The organism is Streptomyces sp. NPDC043908, from assembly GCF_056435525.1.
Window position 1 is genome coordinate 138914 of sequence record NZ_JBWKEI010000012.1, and the last position, 14413, is coordinate 153326.

12 protein-coding genes are annotated in these 14413 nt (G+C 71.2%); 9 read left to right on the forward strand and 3 right to left on the reverse strand.

Annotation, left to right across the window (positions count from 1 at the left end; translation table 11 throughout):
- The first annotated feature begins 156 nt into the window (after positions 1-156).
- From AC069K_RS25645 to AC069K_RS25655, 3 genes are all read left to right on the forward strand, one after another.
- Positions 157-1044 carry a FadR/GntR family transcriptional regulator gene (locus tag AC069K_RS25645; protein WP_358837396.1) on the forward strand — a complete coding sequence of 296 codons (888 nt, stop codon included), beginning with the start codon at positions 157-159 and terminating at the stop codon, positions 1042-1044.
- A gap of 348 nt (positions 1045-1392) precedes the next feature.
- Complete coding sequence (locus tag AC069K_RS25650) at positions 1393-2937, forward strand: RNA polymerase sigma factor (protein ID WP_358833993.1); 1545 nt, start codon at positions 1393-1395, stop codon at positions 2935-2937.
- 155 nt (positions 2938-3092) lie between these two features.
- Positions 3093-3923: a serine protease gene (locus tag AC069K_RS25655; protein ID WP_365109281.1), complete on the forward strand. Its 831-nt coding sequence runs from the start codon at positions 3093-3095 to the stop codon at positions 3921-3923.
- 95 nt (positions 3924-4018) lie between these two features.
- Here the strand turns inward: AC069K_RS25655 and AC069K_RS25660 are convergent, their stop codons facing one another.
- Positions 4019-4249, reverse strand: coding sequence for a DUF7455 domain-containing protein (locus AC069K_RS25660; protein ID WP_067165114.1), 231 nt, complete (start codon positions 4247-4249; stop codon positions 4019-4021).
- Between the two features lie 433 nt (positions 4250-4682).
- Here AC069K_RS25660 and AC069K_RS25665 point away from each other — a divergent pair, with 433 nt between their 5' ends.
- The 6 genes from AC069K_RS25665 to AC069K_RS25690 all read left to right on the forward strand — a co-directional run bounded on the left by AC069K_RS25665 (position 4683) and on the right by AC069K_RS25690 (position 11620).
- On the forward strand, positions 4683-6803 hold the full coding sequence (locus AC069K_RS25665; RefSeq protein WP_365109278.1) for a DNA gyrase/topoisomerase IV subunit B: 2121 nt from the start codon (positions 4683-4685) through the stop codon (positions 6801-6803).
- 224 nt (positions 6804-7027) lie between these two features.
- Positions 7028-7543, forward strand: coding sequence for a DUF1453 domain-containing protein (locus tag AC069K_RS25670; RefSeq protein WP_478620256.1), 516 nt, complete (start codon positions 7028-7030; stop codon positions 7541-7543).
- The gene (locus AC069K_RS25675; RefSeq protein ID WP_478620259.1) at positions 7540-8715 is read left to right on the forward strand and encodes a sensor histidine kinase; all 1176 of its coding nucleotides are present in this window, start codon (positions 7540-7542) and stop codon (positions 8713-8715) included. Before AC069K_RS25670 ends, AC069K_RS25675 begins: the two co-directional genes overlap by 4 nt.
- A 122-nt stretch (positions 8716-8837) precedes the next feature.
- Positions 8838-9449 carry a response regulator transcription factor gene (locus tag AC069K_RS25680; protein ID WP_365109323.1) on the forward strand — a complete coding sequence of 204 codons (612 nt, stop codon included), beginning with the start codon at positions 8838-8840 and terminating at the stop codon, positions 9447-9449.
- A gap of 99 nt (positions 9450-9548) precedes the next feature.
- Positions 9549-10025 carry a DUF485 domain-containing protein gene (locus tag AC069K_RS25685; RefSeq protein WP_478620262.1) on the forward strand — a complete coding sequence of 159 codons (477 nt, stop codon included), beginning with the start codon at positions 9549-9551 and terminating at the stop codon, positions 10023-10025.
- Positions 10022-11620 (forward strand): solute symporter family protein, encoded by a 1599-nt coding sequence (locus tag AC069K_RS25690; protein ID WP_365109266.1) that lies wholly within the window; start codon positions 10022-10024, stop codon positions 11618-11620. The genes AC069K_RS25685 and AC069K_RS25690 overlap by 4 nt, the downstream gene beginning before the upstream one ends.
- Before the next feature lie 150 nt (positions 11621-11770).
- Here the strand turns inward: AC069K_RS25690 and AC069K_RS25695 are convergent, their stop codons facing one another.
- Together AC069K_RS25695 and AC069K_RS25700 are read right to left on the reverse strand one after the other, a co-directional pair.
- Positions 11771-12448 (reverse strand): response regulator, encoded by a 678-nt coding sequence (locus AC069K_RS25695; RefSeq protein WP_478620266.1) that lies wholly within the window; start codon positions 12446-12448, stop codon positions 11771-11773.
- Complete coding sequence (locus AC069K_RS25700; RefSeq protein ID WP_478620269.1) at positions 12445-14208, reverse strand: sensor histidine kinase; 1764 nt, start codon at positions 14206-14208, stop codon at positions 12445-12447. Before AC069K_RS25700 ends, AC069K_RS25695 begins: the two co-directional genes overlap by 4 nt.
- Positions 14209-14413: the final 205 nt, after the last annotated feature.

The window sequence follows — 14413 nt, forward strand, 5'->3', positions numbered from 1 at the left end:
GCTTGCGCCCCGGCGTGTGCGGAGGGTCACAACTCCCCAGAGAATGACCGCTTCTTTCCGATAAAGCGTCAATTGCGAGGGGTGCGGAGATCACCCTTTCGTGTGCTTTTCACCAAAGACCTCAAGGGCCGTCGAAGACCGGCCGACAAAGGATGCGTGAGTACCCTTGCGCACACCATGATGACCACCGCCCGCGCCGCCGACTCCGGCCTCGCAGGACCGGGCGAACTCGACCGCTACCCCTACGCGGAGGCGCGCGGCGCCGACCGCGTCTCCCTCCCCGCCTGGGACGGAGCCGAGGCAGACCTCGGCCGGGTGAGCCGGCGCGCGGCGGGCAGCCGCGGGAGAGGACTGCACGGCCAACTCGTCCAGCAGCTCGGCCAGATGATCGTCTCGGGCGATCTCGGCGCCGACCGTCCGCTGGTGCCCGAGGAGATCGGCCAGCGCTTCGAGGTCTCCCGGACCGTCGTCCGCGAGTCGCTGCGCGTCCTGGAGGCCAAGGGCCTGGTCAGCGCGCGCCCCAACGTCGGCACCCGGGTCCGTCCGGTCAGCGACTGGAACCTGCTGGACCCCGACATCATCGAGTGGCGGGCCTTCGGGCCGCAGCGCGACGACCAGCGCCGCGAGCTCAGCGAGCTGCGCTGGACGATCGAGCCGCTGGCCGCGCGCCTCGCCGCGGGGCACGGCCGCGAGGACCTCCAGCAGCGCCTCGGCGACATGGTCGAGATCATGGGCCACTCCCTCACCCAGGGTGACGTGATCACCTTCTCCCGTGCCGACGCGGAGTTCCACTCCCTGCTCATCCAGGCCGCGGGCAACCGCATGCTGGAGCACCTGTCCGGGATCGTCGGCGCCGCCCTCCAGGTCTCCGGCGGACCGGTCACCGGCTGTGACCGCCACTCGGAGGTGGCCCTCACCCACCACGCCCGGATCGTGGACGCGCTGGCGGGCGCCGACGGGACGGCCGCCGAGGCCGCCATGCGGCAGCTGCTCACCGTCCACCCCGAGGTGGAGCGCGTCGTCCCCGCGCCGCGCGAGCACTGAGGGCGGAGCGCGGCCGGGCGAGGCCCCGCCGCCCCGCCCGGAGGAAGCACGCGTCGCCGGACCTCGGGGGGTCCGGCGACGCGATTATGGGCCCTTTGCCCCTGTTGGCCGTTTATGTCACGTATGGGGTGTGACTCGGGCCACGTAGATTGGGCGTAACACTCCTCGGAACCGTGCGATGACGTAAGAGGTAACAGCCGAGGAAGGAATACAGCAGCCGAACGCGGCGCTGTGCAGCTCCGAGGTTCAGCCCGCGCCGTCGGCACAATCCCCAGTCGACGGTCGTCGGCTCCGGCCCGATCATGGGCGGGGCCGGAAGCCGTTTTCCATCGTTCCGAGAGGTTGTTCGTGTCGGCCAGCACATCCCGTACGCTCCCGCCGGAGATCGCCGAGTCAGAGTCTGTGATGGCGCTCATCGAGCGGGGAAAGGCTGATGGGCAGATCGCCGGCGATGACGTGCGTCGGGCCTTCGAAGCCGACCAGATTCCGCCAACCCAGTGGAAGAATGTTCTGCGCAGCCTCAACCAGATCCTCGAGGAAGAGGGTGTGACGCTGATGGTCAGTGCCGCGGAATCTCCCAAGCGCACCCGGAAGAGCGTCGCAGCGAAGAGCCCGGCGAAGCGCACCGCCACCAAGACCGTCGCGGCGAAGACGACCGTGACCAAGACCGTCGCGGCCACCGCGGCCCCGGCGGCCGAGACCGTGGACGCGTCGGCGGACGACGCCGAGGCGCCCAAGAAGGCCGCCGCCAAGAAGACGGCCGCGAAGAAGACCGTCGCCAAGAAGGCCGTGGCCAAGAAGACGGCCGCGAAGAAGACCGCCGGCAAGAAGGGCGACGAGGAAGTCGTCGAGGGCGAGGAGCTGCTCGAGGACGTCGCGCCCGGCAAGGGTGACGAAGAGGAGGCCGAGGGCGAGAACAAGGGCTTCGTCCTCTCCGACGACGACGAGGACGACGCTCCCGCCCAGCAGGTCGCCGTCGCCGGCGCCACCGCCGACCCGGTCAAGGACTACCTGAAGCAGATCGGCAAGGTCCCGCTGCTCAACGCCGAGCAGGAGGTCGAGCTCGCCAAGCGCATCGAGGCCGGTCTGTTCGCCGAGGACAAGCTGTCGGCCGCCGACAAGCTCGCTCCCAAGCTCAAGCGCGAGCTGGAGATCATCGCCGAGGACGGCCGCCGCGCCAAGAACCACCTGCTGGAGGCCAACCTCCGCCTCGTGGTCTCGCTGGCCAAGCGCTACACGGGCCGCGGCATGCTCTTCCTGGACCTCATCCAGGAGGGCAACCTCGGTCTGATCCGCGCGGTCGAGAAGTTCGACTACACCAAGGGCTACAAGTTCTCCACGTACGCCACCTGGTGGATCCGTCAGGCGATCACCCGCGCGATGGCCGACCAGGCCCGCACCATCCGTATCCCGGTGCACATGGTCGAGGTCATCAACAAGCTCGCGCGCGTGCAGCGCCAGATGCTCCAGGACCTGGGCCGCGAGCCCACCCCGGAGGAGCTGGCCAAGGAGCTCGACATGACCCCGGAGAAGGTCATCGAGGTCCAGAAGTACGGCCGTGAGCCGATCTCGCTGCACACCCCCCTGGGTGAGGACGGCGACAGCGAGTTCGGTGACCTCATCGAGGACTCCGAGGCCGTCGTCCCGGCCGACGCGGTCAGCTTCACGCTTCTGCAGGAGCAGCTGCACTCGGTCCTCGACACCCTGTCGGAGCGCGAGGCGGGCGTGGTCTCCATGCGCTTCGGCCTCACCGACGGCCAGCCGAAGACCCTGGACGAGATCGGCAAGGTCTACGGAGTGACGCGTGAGCGCATCCGTCAGATCGAGTCGAAGACCATGTCGAAGCTGCGCCACCCGTCGCGTTCGCAGGTGCTGCGCGACTACCTCGACTAGGTCGCGTTCGTACGCCTGTCGTACGGATCGGATGTGACCGAGGGCCCGGTTTCCGCAAGGGAGCCGGGCCCTCGCGCGTGTCCGAGCGGGTGCGAGGCGTCAATGCCTCGTTGACTCTGGGTGTGTGCCCGTGTCACCCGGAGTCAGGAGACCGTATGCGACGCCCCACCGTCCGAGCGCTGCGCGGGGCGCTGGCCCTCACGGCCGCCGCCACCGCCGTACCGCTGGCCGCACCCGTGCCGGCCGCCGCCGACAGTGTGGTCATCGGAGGCACGCCCGCCTCCGTGAAGGACAGCCCGTACGCCGTCGCGCTCTCCAGTCGTGCCCGGTTCGGCTCAAAGCGCGCGGGTCAGTTCTGCGGGGGAGCGGTGGTCGCGCCCACCAAGGTGATCACCGCCGCGCACTGCCTCAGCAAGGAGGTGCTCGGTGCCAACGGAATGCGCGACCTGAAGGTGATCGCGGGCCGCTCCGAACTGCGCGGCACCACCGGCCAGGAGGTCGCCGTACGGGACACCTGGGTCAACCCGGACTACAACCCGGTCAGCAACTCGGGTGACATCGCGATGCTCACCCTGGCGAGCGCGCTGCCCGAGTCGTACGTCATCGGGCTCGCGGGACCGGGCGACCCGGCGTACGCCCCGGACACCCCGGCGGCGGTCTACGGCTGGGGCGACACGACGGGGCGGGGCACCTACGCCGCGTCGCTGCGCTCCACCCGGGTGTGGGTGCTGTCGGACCAGACCTGTGAGCACGCCTACCCGGGGAACACCGGGGACGCGTACCTGAAGGCCACCATGGTCTGCGCGGGCGATCCCAAGGGCGGCCACGACGCCTGTCAGGGCGACAGCGGGGGGCCGCTGGTGGCCATGGGGCGGCTGGTGGGCCTGGTGTCCTGGGGGAGCGGCTGCGGGGAGGCGGAGAGCCCCGGGGTCTACACCCGGATCTCCGCGTTCGTCGGCCCGTCACGGAACGCGGCGCCCCTGTAGCGGCGCGCGAGCAAGAGAACGGGCGGCCGCCCCACACGGGGGCGGCCGCCCGTCGCCGGTCCTGGACCGGCCCTGGCTCGTCGTCAGTGCGAGGTTCAGCGATCCTCTTCGCCTGCGGATTCGGGCACCGCCGTGAGGCGGTCCGTCTCGTCCTGTATCTCAGCGGCGATCTTCTTCAGTTCCGGCTCGAACTTGCGTCCGTGGTGAGCACAGAAGAGCAGTTCGCCGCCGCTGGTCAGAAGGACACGCAGGTATGCCTGTGCGCCGCAGCGGTCGCAACGGTCAGCGGCCGTCAGGGGGCTCGCGGGGGTCAGAACAGTAGTCACGTCGCCTCTTCTCTAGCTCGACGAGCTGTCGTACCAGGGTCAACATCCAACCAGGCCGAAAACGTTCCCGCTCGTGCCTTTTCCTCGAAACTTCTTGGTCGAGGTGGCTGTCTGCTGCCGGTTGGCGGCGAATGAGCCGTATTGCGGTGCTCTACGGTTTCGCGTTGCTTGTCTCGGTTGTCCTCCCGGCGGGGTTGCCGGTTGTTCATGAGGACGTGCCCGGAGCCTAAATGGTTCATGCCTGGATGGGAACGTGACATCCGTATCACCCCCACGAGGGATCGAACATGCATACGACGCTGGACTAGCATGAGTATCTGCCGAGGGTGGCGTGACAACGGCTCTACCAGGCCTCGGTACCCTCTGACCGGCGACCGACGCCGGCCCCCTACCCACCAGGGGGCGAATTGAAATTCAGCGAGGAGCGAACTGCGTGACCGCCGAGACGTCCGTTCCGTCCACTGCGCTGCTCTCCGGCGCCGACCGGGACGGCTCCAACTACACCGCGCGGCACCTGCTCGTCCTTGAAGGCCTCGAAGCGGTCCGCAAGCGCCCGGGCATGTACATCGGCTCGACCGACAGCCGCGGCCTGATGCACTGCCTCTGGGAGATCATCGACAACTCCGTCGACGAGGCCCTGGGCGGGTTCTGCGACTTCATCGAGGTGATCCTGCACGACGACGGCTCCGTCGAGGTGCGGGACAACGGCCGGGGCATCCCGGTCGACATCGAGCCCAAGACCGGTCTGTCGGGCGTCGAGGTCGTCATGACCAAGCTGCACGCCGGCGGAAAGTTCGGCGGCGGCTCCTACGCCGCCTCCGGCGGTCTGCACGGCGTGGGCGCGTCCGTGGTGAACGCGCTCTCGGCCCGCCTCGACGTCGAGGTCGACCGCAACAGCGCGACGCACTCGATCAGCTTCCGGCGCGGCACGCCCGGCATGTTCACCGAGCAGGGTCCCGACGCCCCCTTCGACCCCTCCAGCGGGCTGCTCAAGGGCAAGCGCGTGCCCAAGACCCGCACCGGCACCCGTATCCGCTACTGGGCGGACCGCCAGATCTTCCTCAAGGACGCCAAGCTCTCCCTGGAGACGCTCCACCAGCGGGCGCGCCAGACGGCCTTCCTGGTCCCCGGTCTGACCATCGTCGTCCGCGACGAGCGCGGCATCGACGGCGAGGGCAAGAAGGAAGAGACGTTCCGCTTTGACGGCGGGATCAGCGAGTTCTGCGAGTACCTGGCCCAGGACAAGGGCGTCTGCGACGTGCTGCGGCTCACCGGCCAGGGCAGCTTCAAGGAGACCGTCCCGGTCCTGGACGAGCGCGGCCACATGACCCCCACCGAGGTCACCCGCGAGCTCGGCGTGGACATCGCGCTGCGCTGGGGCACGGGATACGAGACGAACCTGAAGTCGTTCGTGAACATCATCGCCACCCCCAAGGGCGGTACCCACGTCGCCGGCTTCGAGCGGTCGGTCACCAAGACCGTCAACGAGGTGCTGCGCTCGGCGAAGCTGCTGCGCGTCGCCGAGGACGACGTCGTCAAGGACGACGCGCTGGAGGGCCTCACGGCGGTGGTCACCGTCCGGCTCGCCGAACCCCAGTTCGAGGGTCAGACCAAGGAGGTCCTCGGCACCTCGGCCGCCAACCGGATCGTCGCCAATGTGGTCGCCAAGGAGCTGAAGGCGTTCCTGACCTCCACCAAGCGGGACGCCAAGGCGCAGGCCCGTGCCGTACTGGACAAGATCGTCGCGGCGGCCCGGACCAGGATCGCGGCCCGTCAGCACAAGGAGGCGCAGCGGCGGAAGACGGCGCTGGAGTCCTCCTCGCTGCCGGCCAAGCTGGCCGACTGCCGCAGCGACGACGTGGAGCGCAGCGAGCTCTTCATCGTCGAGGGGGACTCCGCGCTCGGCACCGCCAAGCTCGCCCGGAACTCGGAGTTCCAGGCGCTGCTGCCGATCCGGGGCAAGATCCTCAACGTGCAGAAGGCGTCCGTCTCGGACATGCTCAAGAACGCCGAGTGCGGCGCGATCATCCAGGTCATAGGAGCGGGCTCGGGCCGCACCTTCGACATCGACGCGGCGCGGTACGGCAAGATCGTGCTGCTCGTCGACGCCGATGTCGACGGCGCCCACATCCGCATCCTGCTGCTGACCCTCTTCCAGCGCTACATGCGCCCGATGGTCGAGGCGGGCCGGGTCTTCGCCGCCGTCCCGCCGCTCCACCGCATCGAGCTGGTCCAGCCCAAGAAGGGCCAGGACAAGTACGTGTACACGTACTCGGACAACGAGCTGCGCCAGACCCTGCTGGAGTTCCAGCGCAAGGGCGTCCGGTACAAGGACACCATCCAGCGCTACAAGGGCCTCGGAGAGATGGACGCGGACCAGCTGGCGGAGACCACGATGGACCCGCGCTTCCGCACCCTGCGCCGGATCAACATCGGCGACCTGGAGGCGTCCGAGCACGTCTTCGACCTGCTCATGGGCAACGAGGTGGCGCCCCGCAAGGAGTTCATCACCAGCTCGGCGGCGACGCTGGACCGGTCGCGCATCGACGCCTAGGGCCACGCACGGCCCAACGGCCGGGTTCCGTGTCGCGACCGCGGCGCGGGGCCCGGCCATCGCCGTGACCGCCGTCGCGGTGGGCCGTCCGGGTGGTGTCTCCACCCGTGGGTGGAGCCGAGGGATCCACCCACGATCCACCCCTGACCCGATGTGTCCGACCAGGCCGTTTCCGTAACGTCGAGGGCAGAGGGAAATCCCGCCGTCGAGGTTCGGAGGCCCAGATGTCCTCGTTCGTGAATGTGCTCGCGGCGGTGGCCGTCGTCGCGCTGATCGTCTCGCGCCAGGTGCGGCCCCAGCCGCTGGCCGACGCCAAGCGCTGGTGGGTCGTGCCGGCGGTCCTGGTCTACCTGGGGATACGGGAGAAGGGCCTGGTCGACCCGGACCACCACCTGGCCTCGGTCGTGCTGCTCGGCACCGAGATCGCGACCGGGCTCCTCATGGGCGCGGCCTGGGGCTGGACCAACAGGCTGTGGTCCGAGCCGGACGGCTCGGTGTGGACCCGGGGCACCAGGGCGACGGCAGCCGTCTGGGGCCTCGGCATCGCCGTCCGGATCGGGCTCACCGGCATCGGCGCCCTCGCCGGGGTACGGATGGGCACGGGCACCCTGCTGCTGGGCCTGGCCGCCTCGCTCCTGGTCCGCGGCGGCGTCCTCGCGTGGCGCGCCCACTCCCTGCCCGCGTCGTACGGTGTCGCTGCCGACGGCCGGGTCCGGCCGCTGTGGAAGGACCGCGTGTGACCGCCGACGTCTGGTTGACCTGGCCCACGCGGGAGGCGCTCTCCCGTGAGGGGCTCAGCCGCGCACGGGTCGCCATCATGTGGAGCGTGCGCGGGCTGTTGCTCGGTGGGATGCTCTGGACCGCGATCAGCGAGAAGGGCCCGCGGAACTGGTCCTGGGCCGTGGGCGTCGCCATGGTGGCGGTGATGGTCGTGCTGGCCCGGGCGTTCTGGCAGCAGACCCTGGCCCACCGGCTGTGGCGCTCGCTGGGGCTGCTCGCGCTCCTGATGGCGACGGCGCTGGGCGCGCAGCAGACCGACTGGCGCGTCTTCGCGACCATCGCGTGGTGCGGCTGTGCGGTCTCCGCCCTGGAGCGGCTCCCGCTGGGCGCCGCAGTCCCCGCCACCCTGGTGGCCCTGGGGGCGTATGCCGCGCTGAACACCGACGACTGGCCGACCACCGCTCTCACCACGGCGGGCCTGGGCCTTGCCGGGTATGTGCTGCGGCTGGACGCGGAGGCGCGGGGCAGCGCCCAGCGGCTGCTTGCCCAGGAGCGGGCCGCCCGGGCCGCCGAGGCCGAGTCGGCCGCGCTCGCCGAGCGGGCCAGGATCGCCCGCGAGATCCACGACGTGCTGGCGCACAGCCTCTCCGCACAGCTGGTGCACCTGGAGGCGGCCCGGCTGATGATCGAGCGCGAGCCCGTGGGGGACTTCCGGGACCGGATCCTGGAGCGGGTGGTCGCGGCCCGGTCGATGGCCCGGGAGGGACTGGCCGAGACCCGGCAGGCGCTCTCCGCGCTGCGCGGGGAGATCACACCGGTCGAGGACTTCCTGCACACGCTGGTCGAAGGCGGTGGACCCGGCGGCCCGGCGGGGGTCGAAGTGGCGGGGGAGCGGCGGCCGTTGACGGCCGAGGCGTCACAGGCGGTGCGGCGCGTGGCACAGGAGGCCCTGACGAACGTACGCAAGCACGCACCGGGCGCGGCCGTCGCCGTCCGGCTGGAGTATCTGCCGGACGAAGTGGTCCTGGAGGTAAGGGATTCGGGGGGCGGCGATGTTGCCGATGATTGGGGACCGAGCGGTTCCGGATACGGTCTGCTGGGGATGAGGGAGCGCGCCGAACTGCTCGGCGGGACTCTGGAGGCGGGACCGGAGGAGGAGGGCTTCGTGGTGCGGCTGCGGGTGCCGGCATGACCGGTGAAGGGGGCGGTGTGAGGGCAGGAGGCGCGGGGGCCGGGGACGGTGCGAAAGCCGGGGGACGTGCGATCCGCGTGGTGGTGGCGGACGACCAGTCGGTGGTGCGCGAGGGGATCGTGATGCTCCTCGGGCTGCTGCCCGGGGTCGAGGTCGTGGGAGCGGCCAGGGACGGCGAGGAGGCGGTCGCGCTGGTCGCCGAAGTGGCGCCGGACGTGGTCCTGATGGATCTGCGGATGCCGCGCTGCGACGGGGCCGAGGCCACCCGCCGTATCCGCGCCGAGTATCCGGGCACCCAGGTGGTGATCCTGACGACATACGCCGACGACGACTCGCTCTTCCCGGCGCTGCGGGCCGGGGCGCGCGGGTACCTCACCAAGGACGCGGGCGGCGACGAGATCGTCAAGGCGATACAGGACGTACTGGCAGGACAGGCGGGCCTGGCACCCTCGGTGCAGCGGAGGCTGCTCGAACGGGTGACGGCGCCGGTGCCGGCGGCCGGTCCGGCGGTGCTGCCCGACGGGCTCACCGGCCGTGAGGGGGAGGTGCTCGGCCTCGTCGCGGAGGGCCTGTCCAACCCCGAGATCTCCCGCGCGCTGCACATCTCCACGGCGACGGTGAAGACCCACATCAACAACATCTTCGCCAAGACGGGAGCCAGGGACCGGGCCCAGGCCGTGCGGTATGCCTATCAGCACGGCCTCACGCGCCCACCGGGTCCGGCCATCACCTAATGGGGTGAAGAGGGGGCGTTGAAGAGTGCGGGGGCGTCCCCTCCTGCCCATCCTTGGGCACGCGGCCGAACAAGGCCGTGGACTAAGGAGTGTTGTTCGGTGGAGAAACGGGAACGGCACGACCCGGCGACGGCACGGATCGACGACCCCTGGTACGACGCGCTCGCCTCGGGCTGGGGCGAACTGGACGGCACGGTGCCCGCGTTCGCCCCGCTGCGGCAGCGGGCGGCCGAGGCGGCGCCCGGGCGCAGCGCGGCGGACATCTATCTGGAGGTGCAGCGCAGTGCCGCCTTCCAGGAGGTGCGCGCCCGCTACCGCCGGTTCGTGGTCCCGGCCGCGCTGGCGTTCCTCGCCTGGTACGTCGCGTACGTCGTCGCCGCGACCACAGCACCTGGCCTGATGGACCGTCAGGTCGCGGGCGCGGTCAACGTCGCCATGGTCGCGGGACTCGGCCAGTTCCTCTCCACCTTCCTGCTGACCTGGGCGTACGCCCGTCATGCGCGGCTGCGCCGGGACCGGGCCGCGCTCGAACTGCGCTGGGACACCCAGGAGATGACACGGGGGATGGCGAGGTGAGCGTCGGCAGGGATCATCAGGCGCTGGCGCTGCTGCTGTTCAGCGCCTTCGTGGCGGCCACGCTGGCGATCACCACCTGGGTGAGCCGCGACCGGCACGGCTCGGCGGAGGAGTTCTACGCGGGCGGACGGCTCTTCTCCCCCATGGAGAACGGTTTCGCCATCGCGGGCGACTACATGTCGGCCGCCTCCTTCCTGGGCATCTCCGGGCTGATCGCGCTCTTCGGGTACGACGGGATGCTCTACTCCGTCGGCTTCCTGGTGGCCTGGCTGGTGGTGCTGCTGCTGGTGGCGGAGCTGGTGCGCAACTGCGGGCGCTTCACCCTCGCCGATGTGATCGCCGCCCGGATGAGCGAGCGCCCGGTCCGGATCGCGGCGGGAACGTCCTCGGTCACCGTGTCCGTTCTCTATCTGGTGGCGCAGATGGTCGGCGCGGGCAGCCTGGTGGCGCTGCTGCTCGGCGGCTCCAGCGGCGCGGCCCGCGCGTGGACCGTCATCGGCGTGGGCGCGCTGATGGTGATCTACGTGTCGCTCGGCGGGATGCGGGCGACCACCTGGATCCAGATCGTGAAGGCCGTCCTGCTGATGGCGGGCGCGGTCACGCTCACCGTGCTGGTGCTGATGCGCTTCCACGGGAACATCAACCTGCTGCTCAACACGGCGGCCGAGCGGAGCGGGCACGGAAAGGAGTTCCTCGCCCCCGGGCTGCGATACGGCGGCGGCTGGACCGCGCGGCTCGACTTCATCAGCCTGGGCCTGGCCCTGGTGCTCGGTACGGCGGGGCTGCCGCACATCCTCTCCCGCTTCTACACCGTGCCGACCGCGCGGGCCGCGCGCCGCTCGGTCGTCTGGGCGATCGGCCTCATCGGCGGCTTCTATCTGATGACCATCGTGCTGGGCTTCGGCGCGGCCGCCGTGGTCGGCTCCGCGGAGGTCAAGTCCGCGAACGCCGCCGGGAACACGGCCGTACCGCTGCTGGCGCTCAATCTGGGCGGTGGAGCGGGCTCCACAGGCGGAACGGTTCTCTTCGCGGTCGTGGCCGCGGTCGCCTTCGCCACCATCCTGGCCGTCGTCGCCGGGATCACGCTCGCCTCCTCCGCCTCCGTCGCCCACGACCTGTACGCCTCGCTGCGGCGGCGCCACGCCAGGCAGCACAGCGAGGTGACGGTGGCCCGGATCGCCGCCGCCGGGATCGGGGCGGTCGCCATCGGTCTGGGGCTGCTGGCCCGGGACCTGAACGTGGCGTTCCTGGTCGGGCTGGCCTTCGCGGTCGCCGCCTCGGCCAATCTGCCCGTGCTGCTCTACTCGCTGTTCTGGCGGAACTTCACCACCCGGGGCGCCGTCTGGTCGGTCTACGGAGGGCTGATCCCCGCGCTGGTCCTGGTGGTGCTCTCGCCGGTCGTCTCGGGCGGCCCGAACGCGCTGTTCCCCGGGGTGGACTTCCAGTTCTTCCCGCTGGAGAACCCGGGCCTGGTCTCCATCCCCCTGGGCTTCCTCGCCGGCTGGATGGGCACGGTCACCTCGGCCGAACCGCCGGACGCGGCGCGCCACGCCGAGACGGAGGTGCGGTCGCTCACCGGGGCGGGCGCGGTGTAGCGGCCGGGCAGGATCGATCCGCCCGTGGTCAGGGGCAGGATCGATCCGCCCGTGCTCAGGTGCCCGGCCGTCCCCGCCGGGCGCGTCGCACGGGCGTACCGGTACGGCCGTGTTCGTGAGCCGGTCGGCGAAGGGCACGGGCCACGCGGGTCAGCGGCCGGTCGCCCACGTGTAGCGGTGCTCGGGGCGGCCGGTCTCGCCGTAGCGCAGACCGAGCCGCACCCGGCCGGTCCGCTCCAGGAGCTTCAGATAGCGCTGGGCGGTCTGCCGGCTCACCCCCGTCCGCTCGGCGATCTCCTGCGCCGAGAGCGGGCCCTCGGCCGCGAGCAGCACCTGGCGCAGCAGTTCGGCGGTGGTGGGGGAGTGCCCCTTGGGCAGGTCGGGCTCGGCGGGGACCGAGAGGGCGCCGAAGATCCGGTCCACCTGGGCCTGTTCGGCCTCGCCACCACCGTCCAGGGTGCGGCGCAGCGCGGCGTACGCCTCCAGTTTGGTGCGCAGTCCCGCGAAGGTGAACGGTTTGACGAGGTACTGGAGTGCGCCCTGACGCATCGCGGCCTGGACGGTGGCCACGTCACGGGCGGCCGTCACCATGATCACGTCGGTGTGCAGGCCGAGGCGGCGCAGCTCGCGTACGACGGCGAGACCGTTCTCGTCCGGCAGGTAGTGGTCCAGCAGGACCAGATCGACCGGGCGCCCGGCGATGAGCGCGAGCGCCTCCGCGGCCGAATGCGCCGTCCCCACCACCCGGAAACCGGGAACTTTCGCGGTGTACGCGGCATTGATGTCGGCGACCCGCCGGTCGTCGTCCACGACGAGAACGTCGATCATCGCGCCTCCTCCTGCGGGAAGGTCCCGTGCGGGCCGTCGCCCGGTGCGGTCCTGTCCGGGGCATGACCCCGTACGGGATCGTCCACCACGACGCCCCCCACCGCCTCGCTCACCGACTCACCCAGCGCCTCACACCCCAGGGCCTCGCTGAGCGCCTCCGGCAGGACGACGGTGAACTCCGCCCCGCCGCCCGGCGCCGTCGCCACGCGCGCGTGGCCGCCCTGCCGCTCGGCGAACCGGCGGACGAGGGCGAGCCCCAGGCCCCGCTTGCCGTGGGACGGCAGCTCCTTGGTGGACCAGCCCTCGGTGAAGATCAGTTCGCGGTGGCCTTCGGGGACGCCGGGGCCGCTGTCGACGACCCGCAGCACGGCCGTACGTCCCTCGGCGCGCAGGGTCACCCCGACCGAGGCGTCCGCGGTGCCGGCGGCCGCGTCCAGGGCGTTGTCCACGAGGTTCCCGACGACGGTGACGAGGCCGCGCGGGTCGACCAGCCGGTCCGGGAGCAGGGTGTCCGCAGTGATGCGCAGGGCGACCGCGCGCTCGGCCGCCACGGTGGCCTTGCCGACCAGCATCGCCGCGAGCAGCGGGTCGTGGACCTTCTCGGTGACCTGCTCGGCCGTGGTCCGGTGCACCCCGACGACCTCGGTGACGTACTCGACCGCCTCCTGGTGCATCTCCAGCTCCAGCAGACCGAGCAGGGTGTGCAGACGGTTGGCGTGCTCGTGGTCCTGGGCGCGCAGCGCGTCGATGAGACCGTGGGTGGAGTCCAGCTCGCGCCCCAGGCGTTCCAGCTCGGTGCGGTCGCGCAGGGTCGCGACGGCCCCGCCGTCGTCGGTCGGCATTCGGTTGGCGACCAGGACGCGGTGGCCGCGTACGGTCAGCAGGTCGGTGCCCCGGACGCGCCCGGTGAGGACGTCGGTCGTCCGCCCGGCGCCCAGCACCTCGTCCAGCGGGCGGCCGGCGGCCTCGGGGCCGACGCCGAGCAGCCGCTGGGCCTCGTCGTTGAGCAGCCGGACGCGGCCGCTGCGGTCGAGTGCCACCACACCCTCGCGGATCGAGTGCAGCATCGCCTCGCGCTCCGCCAGCAACGCCGAGATGTCCGAGAAGGCCAGGTCACGGGTCTGCTTCTGGATCCGGCGGGAGATCAGGTAGGCGGCGAGCGCACCGGCCGCGAGGGCACCGCCCGCGTAGGCGAGCAGCCCGGGGATGGCGGCGAGGAGCCGGGCGCGCACGCTGTCGTACTCGATCCCGACCGACACCGCCCCGACGATGGCCCCGCCGGCGTCCCGCAGCGGCACCTTGCCGCGCGCGGAGCGGCCCAGCGTGCCGCTGTCGATCTCCATCACGTCCTCGCCCGCCAGCGCGTCGCTGGGGTCGGTGGAGACGACCCTGCCGAGCTGCCGGCCGTCCGGGTGCGACCAGCGCACCCCGCGCCGGTCCATGACCACCACGTACTCGGCGCCGGTGGCCCGGCGGATCCGTTCGGCCTCGCGCTGCACGGGGCCGTCGGCGGCGGGCCGGGACGCGAGGAGGTCGGCCGCGAGCCGCGGCTGCGCGGCCGTGGACTGGGCGATGGCCAGCGCCCGGCGCATCGCCTGGTCGTCGAGCTGGTGGCTGAGCGGGGCGAGGAACAGGCCGGTCGCGAGCACGGTGACACCGGCGGCGATGGCCAGCTGCATCAGCAGCACCTGGGAGAAGACGCGCCGGGGCCGGCCGAACCGCCGCCGTCCGGGTGGGGGCGTGCTGGGGACGGCACTCATGCCTATGCACGGTAGACGGCGGATCGGCGCATTCCGAAATCTGTTCGGTCCGTGGGACCCGTGGGTGACAGTCGTCGTTTCGCCGCACGTGCTACGTAAGTGACTTGCATGGTTTGCGGTGAACTTGCGGCCATCCGGCAGTCGCCCTGGAAACCCGCAGGGCCCGCCGCTGATGCGTGCGAAAGCGAGCGTTCCGGTCGGTGGG